Below are 18,125 nucleotides of genomic sequence, written 5' to 3' on the forward strand. Positions count from 1 at the left end.
TATTGCTCACTATCCTGTTGCTTAAAATTGCCAATATGTCACTTTCAAAAGATAAGGATTAATCATGGATATGGAACTGAGTGCCCAACATAAAGAGGCACAGAAAATTTTTAGGGAATTCGTGAAACAAAATATCACTCCAACGGCTGCAGAATGTGACCGAGTGCAGGAAACCCCCATGGATCTGATTAAAACCATTGCAGATGAGGGATATTTAGGTGCACTGGTACCTGAGCAGTATGGCGGAAAAGGGATGGATCCCCTTAGCTGGGGACTTCTGTGTGAAGAGGTTGGTCATGAAAGTGCTTCTCTGCTATCTCTTCTTACTGTTCACAGCATGGTGATACAGGCAATAGTGAAATGGGGTACCGAGGGCCAGAAAAACAAATGGCTGCCCCGTTTGGCAACCGGAGAAACCATAGGTGGTTTTGGTCTTACCGAGATAAAGACCGGAAGTGACGCCAGAAATGCAAAAACAGTTGCGACCTTAAAAGAAGATTATACCTCTGATGAAAAAACTTCTTCAAAGGATGAAGGCACTGCCCAATTTTATGTGTTAAATGGCCGAAAACGGTGGATCTCCTTTGGCCAGGTGGCATCCCTTTTTATTATACTTGGCCAGCTTGACGAAAAACCCACTGCCTTTCTTGTTGAACGGGAAAGTGAAGGATTTTCAACAGAGGCCATATCCGGCATGATGGGTTTTAAGTCTGCAATGCTTGCCGAACTTCGCATGGATGATTGCATTATTCCGGGTGAAAATATGGTGGGACGTCCCGGGTTTGGTTTCTCCCATGTGATCGGAGCTGCCCTTGATCAGGGCAGGTTCTGCATTGCATGGGGATCCTTGGGAATTGCCCAGGGATGTGTTGATGCCTGCCTTTCTTATACCAATGAAAGGGAACAGTTTGGAGTATCCATAAAGGAACATCAGCTCATCCAGGAGATGATCGCTGATATGATCACCCAGACCAGTGCAGCCCGTATGCTTTGCCTGAATGCTGCATCCCTTAAAGCAAAAGGTGATCCATCACTTATCATGGAGACCTCCATGGCCAAATATTTTGCATCCCGTGCCGCAGTTAAAATTGCAGGTGATGCTGTACAGATCCATGGTGCCAATGGATGCAGCGACCAATATCCTGTGGAGCGTTATTTCCGTGATGCCAAGATCATGGAGATCATTGAAGGCAGCAACCAGATGCAGCAGATTATAATTTCAAGGTATGGATACCAAAAATATCAGATGAGTAAAATGCAGGAAGGGAAAAAATAATGAGCAGTGTACATAATGGTGATGCTTCAATAACTGCAACGGCCATCACTGGAGAAACAGCCATTGCCACGGCCAAGGATGAAAAACAGAAAGAAGCCATAATAAAAGAACACAAAGAGCGTAAAATAAAGTGTGTGGTGTGGGACCTGGACAATACGCTTTGGAACGGTACCCTCCTTGAAGACAACAATGTCACCCTTCGTCCTGAAGTAAAAGATGCAATGGCCATTCTGGATAAACGGGGTATCCTGCAATCCATTGCATCCAAGAACGAGCATGAACTTGCCATGGAAAAACTTAAAGAGCTGGGTATTGATGAATATTTCTTATATCCCCAGATCAACTGGGGCCCAAAATCTGCATCTATTGACAGGATTGCAAAGGATATCAACATAGGCATTGATACCCTTGCCTTTGTTGATGATCAATCCTTTGAAAGGGAAGAGGTGGCCTTTGCCCTCCCCTCTGTCATTTGCATTGATGCCCTTGAGGTTGATAAAATGCTTAAACTTCCTGAGTTTAATCCCAAATTTATCACCGAGGATTCCGGAAAAAGAAGAAAAATGTACCTGGCTGACATTGCAAGAAAACAGGTGGAAGAGCATTTTGAAGGCCCCCAGGATGCTTTTCTATCAACCCTTGAAATGGTTCTTACCATAGGCACTCCCCGTGAAGAGGATCTGAAACGTGCCGAGGAACTTACCCAGCGTACCAACCAGCTCAACACCACAGGTTATACATACTCCCATGAAGAGCTGGATTTTTTCCGCCATTCAGACAAACACCGCCTCATAATGGCGGGATTAGATGATAAATACGGTACCTACGGCAAAATTGGTTTGGTACTAATAGAATGCACAGAAGACACATGGCTTATAAAACTTCTTCTCATGTCATGCCGTGTCATGACAAGGGGTGTGGGAACGGTTCTTATCAACTATGTAAGAAATGAAGCCCGTAAAAATGGAGTAAAGCTTGTTGCCGAGATGATAAAAAATGATCGTAACCGAATGATGTACATGACTTATAAATTCAATCACTTTAAAGAAGTTGATGAGAAAGATGATCTGATTATCTTTGAAAATGACCTTACCCATGAACAGGCTTATCCTGACTACCTGACATTGAAATTTGAGGATTAGTAACTATACAAAACTTCAAACACCCCCTCTTCATGTATGGAGAGGGACTGTTTATTTTATTTATGTCATATATTTTTAAAAACATTAATTTTCTTCTATCTAATTTTGGTAGTGTCATAAAAGTGTTGATATCTTTTTGTGAAAGCCCTGCTGAATCAAGGTTTGTGAAGAGCTCATCAACATATTTGGGACACCACCCTAAATTTTTATAGTCTAAATAATTGATTTATATTTAAATTTGAATTTGAATATAATGAAGACTTTGGAGAAACAAAATATGCCTGCAGAACTGATAAAAAAAACTTTAAGAGGTACTGATCTATTATCAATAAACTGGAAAAAAGAATTTGCTTTTATTCAACCAGATGAGCTGATTACTATAACTGTTTCCAAGATAGAAGAAATAAAAAATCAAGACGATTCAATCAAAGTCAAAGAAAAACATAAAATATCTGATACTAAAAAAAACTATGCTAAAATTGCAGAAGAATTTAAAAGAATAATGACCCCCGAAGTTTCTTCGATATTTGAAAATGCTTCAAAAGATTTTCGTGATGGAGTTGATGAATCTTTTGATTATAGAAATAATCAAAGTTTATAGAACATGAAAAAATACCTTTTAGATACTGGCATTATAAGACTTATTGGAATAAATGAGAATGTAACAAAAAAATTTATCTCTCTTGATCAAGTTAAAGGAGACGCTTATATTTCCGTATTAACAATTCATGAGATGTATTATGGACTTTCCAATGCAAAGAATACTGATTATGAAATAATGGCACGAAGGGCTATTGATTTTGTAAAAAAATCATTTCAAAATCATATTATATCTATAACACCAACAACAGCAGAAATATTTGGAGAGATAAAAAGTATATATAAAAAAGAAACTGGAATAAGCCCCAAGAATATTAAAAAACATACTATTGACTTTATGATTGCGTCCACAGCTATAAAGGAAAACGCAATATTAATTGCTCATGATAATATTTTTAATATTATTAAAGATATTTACACAGACTTTCAATGGGAAGATTGGATAAATTAAAAATCTCATGCCTGGCAACATATTAAAATTCAGGCTTTTTTCATAAATCAATTGAGTGTCCCCTTTTTGCTGGATTCTCCCCCTCGCCGGTCATGGAGAGGAGCCAGGGGGGTGAGTTTTAGGCTTAATCAGACGATCAAAAAAGGTTAAACGAAAATCAATTTTCAACAGGCTCTTAAACCCTAAAACATCAAGGAAACCTTGAAAATGACACATGCGAAAAATTCCATAGAAGGCATTGAACTATTTGATATTAGTACATTAAACCATGGTGCAAAGGGTTTTTCCGGTGCTGCATTTGACGGTCGATATATATACCTTGCACCCCTAAACAATGGAAACTTTTTTGGGGAGGTTCCAAGATTCGACACTACCCTGCCCTTTGATTCCAAAGATGCCTGGACTTTTTTCGACACAACCCAAATTGACCCCGAAAGCCGCGGATTTGTGGATGCAAAATATGATGGCAGATATATATATTTCATACCGTTTTGTAATGGAGAACACCACGGACATGTTACAAGGTACGATACAACACAGCCATTCAACATTGCCGACTCATGGAAGGTTTTTGATACAACAACAATCCATCAAGACTGCCGTGGGTTTATAAGTGGCTGCTTTGACGGACAATATCTATACATGGCACCCTATCAACTTGACTTTACCACAACCCATGGACGTACAATTCGTTACAACACCCAAAAATCCTTTGGGGATGCCTCATCCTGGGAAACATTTGATTTAACAGCAGTTAATCCCAACAATGTGGGATTTCACAGTGCTGCCCATGACGGACAGTTTATATATATGATCCCCTACCTTCTAAAAGGCAAACAGTATAACGGCAATCTTGCAAGGTACAACACAAAGGAAAATTTCAATGACCCTAATTCCTGGGAAAGCGTGGATCTCACCCTCTTTAACGGCCGTGCCCGGGGATTTGTCGGTGCTGTACACCATGGTGAATTTCTATATGTTGTTCCATATTTTGACGGAAACGACCGATATGGCCAGGTTGCAAGATACCATACAAATTCAGATCTTTCCGATCCCAATGCCTGGGAATGGTTTGACAGTGCCCATATTAATCCTGGCAGCCGAGGCTTTTTCGGTGCATTAAGTGATGAAAGATATATATACTTTATTCCACATTGCCGGGGTATAGGTGCATATCACGGTCAGATGACCCGTTATGACACAAAGGGCGAATTTGGAAACCCGAAAAACTGGGCAGTCTGTGATACTGCCCTTGCACATCCTGACTGCCGGGGGTTTATGGGGGGAGTTATCCATAACGGTTATCTTTATATGCCCCCCTTTGAGGTGGACGCCGGTGAGCACAGTGGGCTGATGGTGAGGCTGCACCTTGCAACTGAATCTTTATGGATCTCTTAAACAATTTGATGATAATCAGCAAAAAATCTGTGCATCATTTTTTCCTGCAAAATCTTACTTTTGAGAAAAATATCACAGGAATTAGAGAGAGGGAGAGATAAACATGCGTACATTTTCATCATATGGACCAGTAAATCCCAAACTTCATTATTATGCACCAAGAAAGGAGCTGCTTGACTTTGGCTATGGCCAATTGGTGGGAAATAGTTATGAAGAAGGTGGACATTATATTACGGTCTGGGGTTCCAGGCAGACAGGCAAATCCTGGGCATTGCGTGAAATTCTTTTTAGATTGAAAAAAGATGAAAAGTTCCTTGTATTAAAAATAAATTTAGAAAATTTAAAACAGACAAAAGATGTTTCTATCATCTTACAGAATATTAGCGAAAGCATTGGCAGTGGATTGAACAAAACGGTTCCTGTTATTGATACACCTGAACAATTTCAAAACATTTTTAGTAATAAAGTTTTAGATAGGCCATTGGTTCTTATTTTAGATGAATTTGACTCGCTAAATGAAGATGCCATTTCTGCAATTGTCGGTACTTTTAGAAATATCTATACCATAAGACAGGATCAGTCTGACAGACCAACAGATAAAAAAGATTACCTGCTTCATGCAGTTGCATTAATTGGTGTCAGAAGTGTACTTGGGGTTGAAAGTGCCAAAGGTTCTCCATTTAATGTGCAAAGAAGTATGCAAATTCCAAATTTGACTTTTGATGAAGTTGAGACCATGTTTCGCTGGCATGAACAAGAGAGCGGCCAGAGGGTGGATCAAGAGGTCATTGATACTCTTTTTTATGAAACACAAGGTCAGCCGGGATTAACCTGCTGGTTTGGTGAACTTTTGACAGAAGGGTGGGGGCAGTTTCGTGTAACACCTGAAATGCAAATGGATATGGCACTTTTTCAAAGAGCATACAGGGCTGGATTATACAGGTTACCCAATAACAATATTTTAAATATCATCAGCAAGGTAAAAATAACACCATATAAAGAGATTGTGTTACGAATGCTTGGTACCAGAGAGAAAGTTAGATTTGCTTATGATAAAACAGATCTAAATTTTTTATATACAAATGGTGTTATAGATATTGAAGAAACTGATGATAACAATCAAAAAGAGTTGCATGCCAAATTTGCCAGCCCATTTGTTCAGAAACGGCTTTTCAACTTTTTGACAAATGAACTGTTTGATATCGGTGATGAACTCTACGAGCCCTTTGAAGATATTGAATCTGCCATTAATGAAACCAGAATTGATATCCGTCAAATGATGAAGTTTTATCAAAAATACCTGATAAAAAACAGTCATTGGATATTAAAAAGGGCACCACGCAGATCAGATTTAAGAATTTTTGAGGCAGTGTTTCATTTTAATGTTTATATGTATTTATCACGATTTATCAGAAGATACGGTGGAGAAGTTTACCCTGAATTTCCAACAGGAAATGGTCAGATAGACCTTATCCTAAAATATGGAAAAAAGATATACGGTGTAGAGTTGAAATCCTATGTTGACAAGTCAGAATACAGAAAAGCTCTTAAACAGTCAGCAGCTTATGGACAACAGCTCGGTTTAAAAGAGATATCACTCATATTTTTTATAGAAATTATAGATGCAGATAACAGAAAAAAATTTGAAAATGATTTTAATGATCCTGACACAGGTGTTAAGGTCATGCCTTTTTTTGTGGAAACCAGATCATTAAATGATTGTTAATAATAATTGAATAATTCGTTAATTGTAGTAGAGACGCAATGCATTGCGTCTCTACATCATATATTGCATTATATATTACATTACGTATATATATTATATATCTAATGTTTCAGTATCATGAGATTTAAAATATAAATTCATTAATCCAAAAGTTTAAATAATCAAAAACATGAAATCATCGGAGAAAACTTGATGGACACAAAGTCGGCACAGCAGAATACACGGGATCACATAGTCAGTTTTTTAAAAGGATTAATGGAAAAAGCACTTCCTGAGACACCTGGAGAAGATGCCCTGACCATACCATTTCTTGAAATGGGTGCCAACTCATTAATCTTGATGCAGCTGCAACAATCTGTGGAGAATGAATTTGGTGTAACCATTGAGATTCCTCAGTTTTTTGAAGAATTGACCACCATGGAAGCACTCATAGATTACCTTGAAATACATTGGACTCCATCAAATTTAGAATCCCGTGAAAACTCCGTGAGCCAGCAAGGTTTTTCTGTAAACACTCCAAATAATTCCCCTGCCCATGGTCAATCCCCTTTATCATCCAATCAAGTTTTTGAAGAAAAAGAAAGCTTATCCTCCATACTTCCTTCCATCAATATTCCCACCTTTACCAATGCCGATGCTTCTTTGCTGGAAATCGTGGTGAATCAGCAACTACAGGCTGCAGCACAGAATTTCACCAACACGGTTAACCAGCAGCTACAGTTCATTGCAGAAGCAGGGATGGCTGGAATCAGCAGCACTAATTTAAAAGATATGGGGCAGCAGAAAATTAAAAAAGAGACTCCACCTGTAGCTGGGCAATCATTCCGGAAAGATTCATCTGCTGGTTTATCATACCAGAAAGATTCATCTGCCGGTTTATCATCCCAGAAAGATTCATCTGCCGGGCAATCATCCAAGAAACAACCCTCGCCTGATAAATCATCCAAAAAACATTCATCTTCTGCGGTGATGCACAAAATGCTCTCCCCCCTTGAGATAAGGGCAAGGGGCCTCACAGAGAGGCAAAGCAGACACCTTGAAACCCTTATTAGCAATTATACAAGACACACCCGCAGATCCAAGGAACTTGTTGCTAAATACAGGCCAGTACTTGCCGACAGTCGTGCCTCTGTGGGTTTCCGTTTCACCACCAAGGAGATGCTTTATCCAATTATAGGCCAAAAAGGCAAGGGAGCCCATGTCTGGGATGTGGACGGCAATGAGTATATTGATATCACCATGGGACAGGGAGTTACACTTTTTGGCCATGATCCTGACTTTATAAGACATGCACTTGCCAATGCCCCTTCTGATCGGCTACTTGGGCCCCGCCCTCCGGAAACTGGGGAAGCTGCTCGGCTTATAAGTGAATTTACCGGAATGGAGCGTGTTACCTTTACCAACACCGGTACTGAAGCTGTCATGGCAGCCCTGAAACTTGCCCGTGCAGCAACGGGAAGAGATAAAATAGTCATGTTTGAGAATGCCTACCACGGCCACTCGGACAATGTCATGGGCAGGGCTGTAAAAAAAGGAGATACCCTTGATGGCTTACATAGTGTGCCAGTAGCTCCGGGGATAACCCAAGGAGCAGTGGATGACCTTTGGGTACTTGAATATGATGAAGATGAATCCCTTGATTTTATACAGAAAAATGCCCATAAAATTGCAGCTGTGGTGGTGGAGCCTGTGCAGAGCCGCCGCCCAGATCTCCAGCCCAGGGAATTTCTCCATAAACTTCGCCGCATTACAACGGAAACCGGCACACTCCTGTTTTTTGATGAGATGATCACAGGCTTCAGGGTGCATCCTGGGGGGGCACAGGCATGGTTTGGTGTGGAAGCAGATATTGCCACCTACGGCAAGGTTCTTGGGGGAGGAATGCCCATCGGCGTTGTTGCCGGCAAGGCAAAATACATAGATGCCATAGACGGGGGAACATGGCATTACAATGATGCGTCATATCCCAAGGTCAACCGCACCGTGTTTGGAGGTACTTTCTGCCAGCATCCCACCGCAATGATAACCACCCTTGCAACCCTTAAACATCTGAAAAAGAAGGGCCCTGCCCTACAGGAATCCCTTAACAGAAAAACCAAATTCTTAGCAGATGAGCTAAACAGCTTTTTTCAGGCAGAAGAGGTACCCATAGAGGTTGTCTATTTTGGTTCCCTGTTCCGTTTTGCCTTTTCAAGTAACCTTGAACTTCTTTTTTACCACCTCATGGAAAAGGGAGTGTTCATCTGGGAATGGCGTAACTACTTCCTTTCAACTGCCCATACAGATGAAGATGTTGCCCACATCATCAAAGCAGTTAAAGAGAGTATAATGGAGCTGCGGAAAGGGGATTTCCTTCCCCCTAAAAAGGGGAAAGAAACGAAAAATCCTTTGGGGAGCAAGGAAGCTGAGATTTTTGTAGGCAGCAAGGAAACTGAAACTCATATAGGAAAAAATCTTGAAAATAGAGACTTCACCATCACCATCCCCCTTACCCGTGCCCAGCAGCAACTCTCCATACTGGCAACAATATCCCCGGAAGGATCAAAGGCATACCATGTAAGCCCAATGCTTAAGTTAAAGGGGAAAGTTGATATTGATCGACTGCAAAAAGCTGTGGATATCCTTATAAAACGCCATGAATCCCTTCGATCAATCATTGAGGGAGATCTTTTAAAAATCCTGCCCATGGGTGATTTCTATGCCATAGGCCCCCATGCTGGAAAGATTGTCACAGTTGATCTTTCCCAAGGTGTTGACCTTATCCAAGGTGTTGACCTTACCCAAGGTGTTGACCTTACCCAAGGTGTTGACCTTACCCAAGATGTTGACCTTACCCAAGATGTTGACCTTACCCAAGATGTTGACCTTACCCAGGGTGTTGACCTTCCCCAGGCCATTGATCTTCCCAAAGATTCAGATACTTCCAAAAACAGGGATATTGACCATGGGCTAAAGGGATGGCTTGGGGATTACGCTAAAAAAGGATTTGATCTTGCCAGGGGCCCGCTTTTTGAAATACACCTTTTAAAGCTGGATCACAGTGATTGGCGTCTTATCCTAAAAGGCCACCACATTGTTGTGGATGGGCTCTCCATGAACCTTATTGTCAATGAAATTGCCACCATCTATAATATTGCTCTCCATAATACTACTTCTTCGGTTGGCTCTTTTTCTGATTCCCTTAGCGATTCCCCTGATACTCTCCATACCTCTTCCGGACTTACACCACCCGTATCCTGGTCAAAGTATGCTTTCTGGCGTAACACCACAACCTTCCCCAGGGAAGAGAAATACTGGCTTAGGCAACTTGAAGGTGATCTGCCTGTTCTGTCACTGCCTGCTGATAATATGGAGCCAGCCATAAAAAGTTATTCAGGGGGCCGCTGCACAAAGATGATTCCAAAGGATCTGACCCAGGCCCTGGCACACCTTGGCACAAAACAGGGATGCACCGACTTCATGGTTCTTTTTGCTGCCTATGCACTGTGGCTCCATCGACTTTCCACCCAGGAGGATCTCCTGGTGGGAATACCGGTTGCAGGACGTGGTATGGAAAATGGAGATAAGGTTGTGGGTTACTGCACCCATGTTATCCCCATAAGAAGCCGTATTAATTGGGATGACACCTTTATTGAGTATCTCAAAGCCACAAGAAAGGTTCTCCTTGAAGGATACCAACACCAGGAATATCCCTTTGCTGAACTCATGGACAAACTAAAGATTAAAAGGGATGGGCAGCGTGCCCCGCTTCTCTCCGCCATATTCAACTTAGATCGACCCGGCAAGGCACCTGCCATGGAAAACCTTGAAGTAACATGGCTGTCACAACCCATCTATTATACCCCCTTTGATATAACTTTGAACCTTACAGAGGTATCTTCCGGCCTTGCCCTTGAGTGTGATTTTAACAGGGACAGGTTTGAAGAATCCTCCATTGAACGTTATGTGGAACACTTCATTACCCTAATTAAAGGCATTGCCAGCAAGCCTGAATGCCCTGTTTCATCCCTTCCCCTAATGGATACACCACATCTTGAAAAAATACTTTTGGAGTGGAACGATACCCATGCAGAGTTCCCTTCAGATAAATGCACCCACGAACTATTTGAAGATCATGTAGAAAAAACTCCAGATGCAATAGCCCTACGCATGGGAGGAGACCCTGATACAAAAATAACATATAGTAATCTCAACAAAATGGCTGACAGGGTGGCACATGCACTTTTACAACTTGAAACAGATGTGGAAGAGGTGGTGGCAGTTTTTATGGAACGCTCACCACAGCTTGTTGCAGCACTCCTTGGTATTTTAAAATCAGGTGCAGCCTACCTTCCTGTGGATCCTTCCTATCCGGAACAGCGTATAGGTTTTATGCTCAAGGACGCAGGGGTAAAAACCATATTGACACAGGAAAGCCTTTGCAGCCGTCTGTCTGATTCCAATGGCATCAATGTAATTCCACTTGACAACCTGACACAGGATAGCTTTTCCCTGCCGCCGGAGGTTGTGAAAAATAACAATATCAATAAAGACCCAAATGTTAACAGCAGAATGGTGCTGAACATTCCCAACCGCACACAACCTGATAACCTTGCCTATGTTATCTACACATCGGGTTCAACCGGAGTTCCCAAAGGGACAATGATCCGCCACCGGGGAATGGTTAATTATCTCATATGGGCCTGTTGTTATTACCGCACAAAGGAGGGGGAAGGCTCGCCTCTCCACTCCTCCATAGGATTTGATGCCACCATCACAAGTCTATTTACTCCACTTGTTTCAGGTAAATGCCTCTTCCTTCTTCCTGAAGGAGACCAGGGACGTGAAATCCAGGAGATCCATAAAGCCCTGGTGTCGGAAACTGACTGGAGTCTCATGAAGTTCACCCCTGCCCACCTGGAACTTATCAATGCCATGATTCCACCGGAAAAGCTAAAAGGTAGCACACGCTGCCTGATTTTTGGAGGGGAAGCACTGTTGGGACGCCAGGTTAAGCCATGGAGAAAATATGCCCCGGATACACGTCTTGTTAATGAATATGGCCCCACGGAAACCGTTGTGGGATGCTGCATCCATGAAGTTTGTCCAGATGATCCCCACACAGGCTCCATGCCCATAGGACACCCCATTGCCAATACACAGCTCTATATCCTTGACAACAATTTTGAGCCGGTTCCCATAGGTGTAACAGGGGAACTCTATATTGGAGGCGAAGGTGTTGCCAGGGGGTATTTGGGACGGCCGGAACTGACAAAGGAAAGATTTATTCCCATATCATCCACAGGAGTTGCAAGGGCACTTTCTGAGCTGCGGAAAACAGCCATAGAATCACCCCCAAATATCAATATTTCATCACAAAAGACTAATGTTTCATCACAAAAGACCAATGTGACGGAGAGTGATACAGCAAAAATTAATATGGATGCCCACATCTACCGCACAGGGGATCTTGTGCGGTATAGAAGTGATGGAACAATTTTATATTTAGGAAGGATTGACAACCAGGTCAAGATACGGGGACACAGGGTGGAGTTAGGGGAAATTGAAAACGCCCTGTTAATGCAGACAGGTGTAAAGGAGTGTGTGGTAAAGACCCATGAAGTATCAGCCCATGGAGTATCAGCACGGGATATCCGGCTTTTTGCATGGGTTGTTCCGGAAGATGATCATGAAATTGATGAAGTTACCCTGAGGCAGGGCCTTGGCTCACACCTTCCCTCCCATATGATTCCCTCATTCATAATGCCCATGGATTCCCTTCCACTGACAGTGAACGGCAAGGTGGACAGGGCTGCACTTCCCCTGCCCAGGGCACTTAAACAACCCGTGACAAACAATGTAATGGCACCTGGTACCCGTATCGAGCAAAAAAATCGCCACCATATGGCAGGAACTCCTTGCCACGGATCAAGTGGGCGTAAATGACAGCTTCTTTGAGGTAGGCGGACATTCCCTGCTGATACTTCCCTTAAGGGAGAGGCTGCAAAATGACTTTAACATATCAATGTCACCTGTGGATATTTTCCGTTATCCCACAATTGCATCACAGGCTGACTTTATCAAAAAAAGCACCCAACCTGAAGGGATCGATCCCATAGCTCACTTGCAGGGTATTCCTGACGGACAACAACAGAGGATTACCTCTGGACAACCACAGGAAATGGCAGGGCAAGCACAAAAGATTGCAGATCAAGCACAACGAATTACCCCTACAGGTAATGAAAACGCCATTGCAATTATAGGAATGGCCCTGCGGGTTCCCGGAGCACATGACCTTGACTCATTCTGGACAAACCTTGTGGAAGGAGTGGAATCCATCACCCGCTTCACAGATGAAGAACTCCTGGCCGCAGGTGTGAGTGAAGCTGATATCAACAATCCCTCCTATGTCAAAGCCAATGGTACACTGAAAGATATGGAGTATTTTGATGCAGAGTTCTTTGATTTTACCCCAAGGGAAGCTGAAATTTTAGATCCCCAGCACCGCCAGCTTTTAGAGTGTAGCTGGGAGGCCATGGAACATGCTGGTTATGATCCCTTAAACTATAAAGGCAAAGCAGGGATATTTGGAGGAGTTGGCCTTAACAGCTATCTTATACACAATCTCATGGGTAGAAAGGATCTCATTGAAACCATTGGGCCATGGCACATAAACCTTGCCAATGACAAGGATTTTGCACCCACACGGGTTGCATACAAAATGAATCTAAGGGGTCCCGCTGTAAATACCAGTACTGCCTGTTCCACCTCCCTTGTGGGCCTTGCAATGGGGTGCCGCAGCCTTCTTGCCTTTGACAGCGACATGATACTTGCCGGTGGATGCACAATCAACCTGCCACAAAATGAAGGATATATGTATCACCAGGGAGGAATTCTTTCAAAAGATGGCCATTGCCGCCCCTTTGATATCACTGCCAACGGCACTGTGGATGGCAACGGAGTTGCTGTGGTGGTCTTAAAACGCCTTGATGATGCCTTGAGGGACGGTGATACAGTACACGCTGTTATACGGGGATTTGCCGTGAACAACGACGGTGCCCTGAAGGTTGGTTATACAGCCCCCAGCATTGAGGGACAGGCTGCGGTCATAAGGGAAGCACAGTCAATGGCTGGTATATCCCCTTCAGATATCACCCATGTTGAAACCCATGGCACAGGAACAGACCTTGGAGATGCCGTTGAGGTGGCTGCATTGAGGGAGATTTTCAGTGGCACAGCGGGAAATCCACCTGATAATGACAACACCGCATTTAATGAAAAGAGTGTACCCTTTTTTTGATAATCCTGTCTGCCAAACCTCACCCCCCAGCCCCCTCTCCATAGCTGGAGAGGGGGAGAATAATGCAAAAAGGGTACACTCTAATGAAAAGCAAGCCCAAGGCAGTTGTGCCCTTGGCTCCCTTAAATCCAATGTGGGACATCTTGATACTGCTGCCGGAGTGGCAAGTCTTATAAAAACTGTTTTAAGCCTCCAGAATAATACAATCCCCCCCATGCCGGGATTTAAAGAACCCAATCCCAAACTGGATATGGAAACTGGCCCCTTTTTTGTGAATTCCCAACCCCTGCCCTGGATAAAGAAAGATAACACTCCCAGAAGAGCTGGGGTAAGCTCCTTTGGACAGGGAGGAACCAACGCCCATGTAATAGTGGAAGAGGCTCCAGATAATATGACCTCTTCGTCTGAAGCAGATCAGTGGAACCTTTTGACCATTTCCGCCCGTTCCCCTGAAACCCTGGAAAAATCCACCCAAAGAGTTGCCGCATATCTTAAAGAAAACCTGGATCAAAACCCAACAGATGTGGCATTTACACTGCAATGCGGCCGCCATCCCTTTGCATTTAGAAGAGCTGTACTTTCAAGAAGTATGATGGAAGGTTCAAAGGCCTTTGCCTCTTTAATTGATATTGATAGTGCCCATAAAATAAAAAATATAAATAGTACTCAGAATACTAAAGATATAAAAACAAAATCTTTCCCCGTTATAACCGGCAGGGCACTGCCCCATCCTCCGGAAGTTGTTTTCATATTTCCCGGCCAGGATATGCAGCATGACGACATGGCCAGGGGGCTTTATGAAACAGAACCACTTTTCCGCAGGGAGGTTGACCTTTGCAAGGAAATACTGAAAAAAAACCACGCAATGGATATTGCCGATGGCTGGTATCCATCGGCAATTGAGCTACCCTCCCTTATACCGGAAAGGGCCTCGGATCCTGTTCCACTTTTTATTGTGGAATATGCACTTGCAAGGATGTGGCAGGGTATGGGAATCCAACCCAGTGCCATGCTTGGCTACAGCTTAGGTGAATACACTGCGGCCTGCATTGCAGGAGTTATATCCTTAGAAGATGGCCTTGGTATGGCAGTGGCCGGGGCACGCCTGCTATCAGTAATCAAGCCAGGAGTGATGCTTGGCATATCCATGTGTGAAAAAGATCTTCTGCCCTTGATGGGAGAGGATCTTGACATTGCCATGATCAGCACCCCGTCCCAGTGTGTGGCCGGAGGTGAGAAAAATGCTGTGGAGCAACTGGAAGAAACATTAAAGGAAAAGGCAGTTCCCTATACACGGCTGCCCCTTGACTTTGCCTTCCATACAAGGCTAATGGAACCCTTTTTAAATCCCTTTAGAAAAGAGCTTGAGAAGGTAAAATTCAATCCGCCACAGATACCATATATATCGTGTGTAACCGGAGCATGGATAAATGCCCATGAGGCCATGGATCCGGAGCACTACCTTGACCTTGCAAGAAGGTGTGTGCGTCTGGCGGACGGCTTTAAAACCCTTGCAAATCATAAAGAACTAAGGGAATCCACCTCCATATGGCTTGAAACAGGCCCAGGACAGGGACTGGCGGGTCTTGCCATGCAGCAGCCGGATCGTCCTTCAAATAACACTGTGATATCAACCCTCCATGATCCCAGATATCACTTAGGAAACACCCCCTCCAGCTCCCGTACCCTGGGATATAATCTAAAAAGTGATGATCATGGAGAGTCCCAAAGAAGCAACATCCATTCTGACACCCCGGCACTCTTAGCTGCAATGGCACGCATGTGGGTACTTGGCCTGGATATTAAATGGGAAAACAGATATATGGGAAAACGCAGGCAAAGAATACCTCTTCCCACATACCCCTTTGATTCCAAAAAATACTGGATTGAACCCGCTGCAACCAACATAGGTCATAATGGGAACATAGAGTGTCTGGACAAGAAACCGGACACAACATCACCTTCAAAATACCCCGACCCTTCAAAATGGTTTTACATTCCGGTATGGGAAGAGGTTCCCCTGGAGAAAAAGGGAGATGCCTCTGGATTATGGCTTGTGGTGGGGGATTCTGATGGCATTGATCAAGCACTGGAGAAACAAGGGATCAAGGTCATAAGTGTTTCCCTTGACCATGCTCCTCTTAATCTTGACCATGCTCCACTTAATAATGAAAAGGACATTCCAGCAAAACCTGACACCCTTTCCATGATAAATATCAATTTCATTTTAAATGATGAAAGGCATGAAGGCTGGTCATCCCTCCTTGATACCCTTAAAAAGAAGGATATGTGGCCTGATCACATAGTTTACACGGGGCTGCTTGGGAATAATTTTGGTGGGGAGGATCGCTTTAACAAAGAAGGTCTCTTTGGTGGACAAAATCATACCGGCGGCGGAGAACACTTGGCCAAGGACGATTTCTCTTGCCAGCAAAATACTATCCTGCAATATGGTTACCATAAAATGGTGGAGCTGGGTCAAGCCCTGGGAAAACTTGCCTTTAGTGATCAACTTTCCATAACCGTTGTTGGAAGCGGTATTTTTTCCATGTATGACAATGAAGCAGTAGATCCCTCCAGGGCTGCTGTCATAGGCCCTTTGAAAGTTCTTCCCCAGGAGTATACAAACCTGAAATGCCGTCTCATGGATATAATCATTCCTGATGTGTCATGGAAAAGGGAAAAATTCCTGCAAAGGGTTACAGCGGAGCTTACAGCAAGGGACGGGGAGCGTTCTGTGGCTCTTCGGGGGAACAACAGATGGGTGGAAAAATTCAAGCCGTTTGATTTACCTGTTTTTGAAGAAAAAATTTCCGGAACAGGCATTTCTGAATCCAGATCCAAGTCAGCAGGCACCTATCTTATAACCGGAGGTCTTGGAAATGTGGGGCTTACCCTTGCAGGGGCAATTACAGGTCTTATACAGGATTCAACAGTCATTTTGACCGGACGCAGGCCATTACCGGAACCTGAGATGTGGAACACCATTATTAACTCTCCGGATAGCGACCCGGCCCTGGTACACCGTCTTGGAACACTTCAGGCACTTCTTGAAAATGGTGCTGATATTGAGTTGATGGCCGCCGATGTAACGGATATGGAAGCGATGCAGGCCATTATGAACAGGATTGATGGTGAAGATGGTGAAAAAGCTCCTCTAAGGGGGGTAATTCATGCAGCGGGTCTTGTTGGGGCAGACTCCTTTGCCACAGTAAGCGAAACCACTCATGATTTCAGTATGAAACAGATATCCCCCAAACTTAAGGGCACCCATGTTCTGGAACAGTTATTAAAGGACAGACACCTTGATTTCTGTATTCTGTGCTCTTCCCTTTCCCCCATATTGGGAGGCCTTGGATTTACTGCCTATGCAGCAGCCAACGCATCTTTGGATGCCATGGCAATTTCCCATAACAGAAAACACCCTGTGCCCTGGCTCTCTGTGAACTGGGAGGGATGGCGTTTTGAAGATGAACCTTCAGCAGGTCAGGCAGGAGCTTCTATAGCAGAGATGGCACTGACTCCGGCAGATGGAGTTGAGGCTTTTAAACGTATTCTATCCATGTCAGGAGCCATTTGTAATTGTTCTCCTGTTACCCATTCTCTTTTACCCGATATCCCCCGCATAGTTGTATCCACTGGAAACCTTGATGGCCGGATAAGCCAATGGGTTAATATAAAAGAGGAGAAAGAACAGCCATCACTTGCAAGGCACCCAAGACCTGCACTTTTAGGAGAGTGTGTTCCTCCAGGAAGTGATGTTGAAAAAGAGCTGGCAGAGCTATGGGAGAAACTCCTTGGCATTGACGGAATAGGAATATACGACAGTTTCTTTGATTTGGGGGGCAACTCGCTTTTAATGACACAGCTTGTAACCCAGATCCGCAAAGCCTTTAAACTTGAACTTTCCCTGGCAGAGCTTTTTGATAAGCCCACCATAAGAGATATTGCCGCCCAGATAGAAGAAACAGTTAATGGCAATGGAAAAAAAGGAGGTGGAGAAGAAGGAGCTGATGAAGAGGAAGAAGATTGGGAAGAGGGTTTTATATGATGGCCAGTTTGCTTTGTCAACCACCCCTCCTGAATCAATGATTCAGAAGGGGGACGCTTCGGCGAAGAGTTGAAATATGGAGATAAAACAATGGTAAATAGAAACGAGGAAATCAAGGAGAACCTCAATTATTCAAGGAAAGTTGAATATGAGTTCATACCCTGATAGGCACAACGAAAACAGTTTTAAAATTGATATTATG

Annotated in this window: 9 protein-coding genes; all 9 read left to right on the plus strand. The window is 43.4% G+C overall.

The annotated features are described in order from the left end of the window. Positions 1–70: 70 nt before the first annotated feature. The 9 genes from MTBBW1_RS02425 (at position 71) to MTBBW1_RS02465 (ending at position 17,923) form a co-directional block, all read left to right on the plus strand. Positions 71–1,276 (plus strand): acyl-CoA dehydrogenase family protein, encoded by a 1,206-nt coding sequence (locus MTBBW1_RS02425; RefSeq protein ID WP_245809251.1) that lies wholly within the window; start codon positions 71–73, stop codon positions 1,274–1,276. Continuing rightward, positions 1,276–2,418: an HAD-IIIC family phosphatase gene (locus MTBBW1_RS02430; protein ID WP_080798653.1), complete on the plus strand. Its 1,143-nt coding sequence runs from the start codon at positions 1,276–1,278 to the stop codon at positions 2,416–2,418. Before MTBBW1_RS02425 ends, MTBBW1_RS02430 begins: the two co-directional genes overlap by 1 nt. A 277-nt stretch (positions 2,419–2,695) precedes the next feature. Next, the gene (locus MTBBW1_RS02435; RefSeq protein WP_080798656.1) at positions 2,696–3,019 is read left to right on the plus strand and encodes a hypothetical protein; all 324 of its coding nucleotides are present in this window, start codon (positions 2,696–2,698) and stop codon (positions 3,017–3,019) included. Between the two features lie 3 nt (positions 3,020–3,022). Continuing rightward, complete coding sequence (locus tag MTBBW1_RS02440; protein WP_080798659.1) at positions 3,023–3,469, plus strand: type II toxin-antitoxin system VapC family toxin; 447 nt, start codon at positions 3,023–3,025, stop codon at positions 3,467–3,469. 207 nt (positions 3,470–3,676) lie between these two features. Beyond that, positions 3,677–4,867, plus strand: coding sequence for a hypothetical protein (locus MTBBW1_RS02445; protein ID WP_080798662.1), 1,191 nt, complete (start codon positions 3,677–3,679; stop codon positions 4,865–4,867). A gap of 103 nt (positions 4,868–4,970) precedes the next feature. Then, on the plus strand, positions 4,971–6,593 hold the full coding sequence (locus tag MTBBW1_RS02450) for an ATP-binding protein (protein WP_080798664.1): 1,623 nt from the start codon (positions 4,971–4,973) through the stop codon (positions 6,591–6,593). Positions 6,594–6,785: 192 nt separating this feature from the next. Beyond that, positions 6,786–12,518, plus strand: coding sequence for a non-ribosomal peptide synthetase (locus tag MTBBW1_RS02455; RefSeq protein WP_080798667.1), 5,733 nt, complete (start codon positions 6,786–6,788; stop codon positions 12,516–12,518). Next, entirely contained in the window at positions 12,505–13,872 is a 1,368-nt protein-coding gene (locus MTBBW1_RS02460) for a beta-ketoacyl synthase N-terminal-like domain-containing protein (protein WP_080798670.1), read from the plus strand. The genes MTBBW1_RS02455 and MTBBW1_RS02460 overlap by 14 nt, the downstream gene beginning before the upstream one ends. Then, the gene (locus MTBBW1_RS02465; protein WP_139786635.1) at positions 13,802–17,923 is read left to right on the plus strand and encodes a type I polyketide synthase; all 4,122 of its coding nucleotides are present in this window, start codon (positions 13,802–13,804) and stop codon (positions 17,921–17,923) included. Before MTBBW1_RS02460 ends, MTBBW1_RS02465 begins: the two co-directional genes overlap by 71 nt. The last annotated feature ends 202 nt before the right edge of the window (positions 17,924–18,125 follow it).

The sequence above is a fragment of the Desulfamplus magnetovallimortis genome, assembly GCF_900170035.1.
Taxonomy (GTDB): Bacteria; Desulfobacterota; Desulfobacteria; order Desulfobacterales; family Desulfobacteraceae; genus Desulfamplus; species Desulfamplus magnetovallimortis.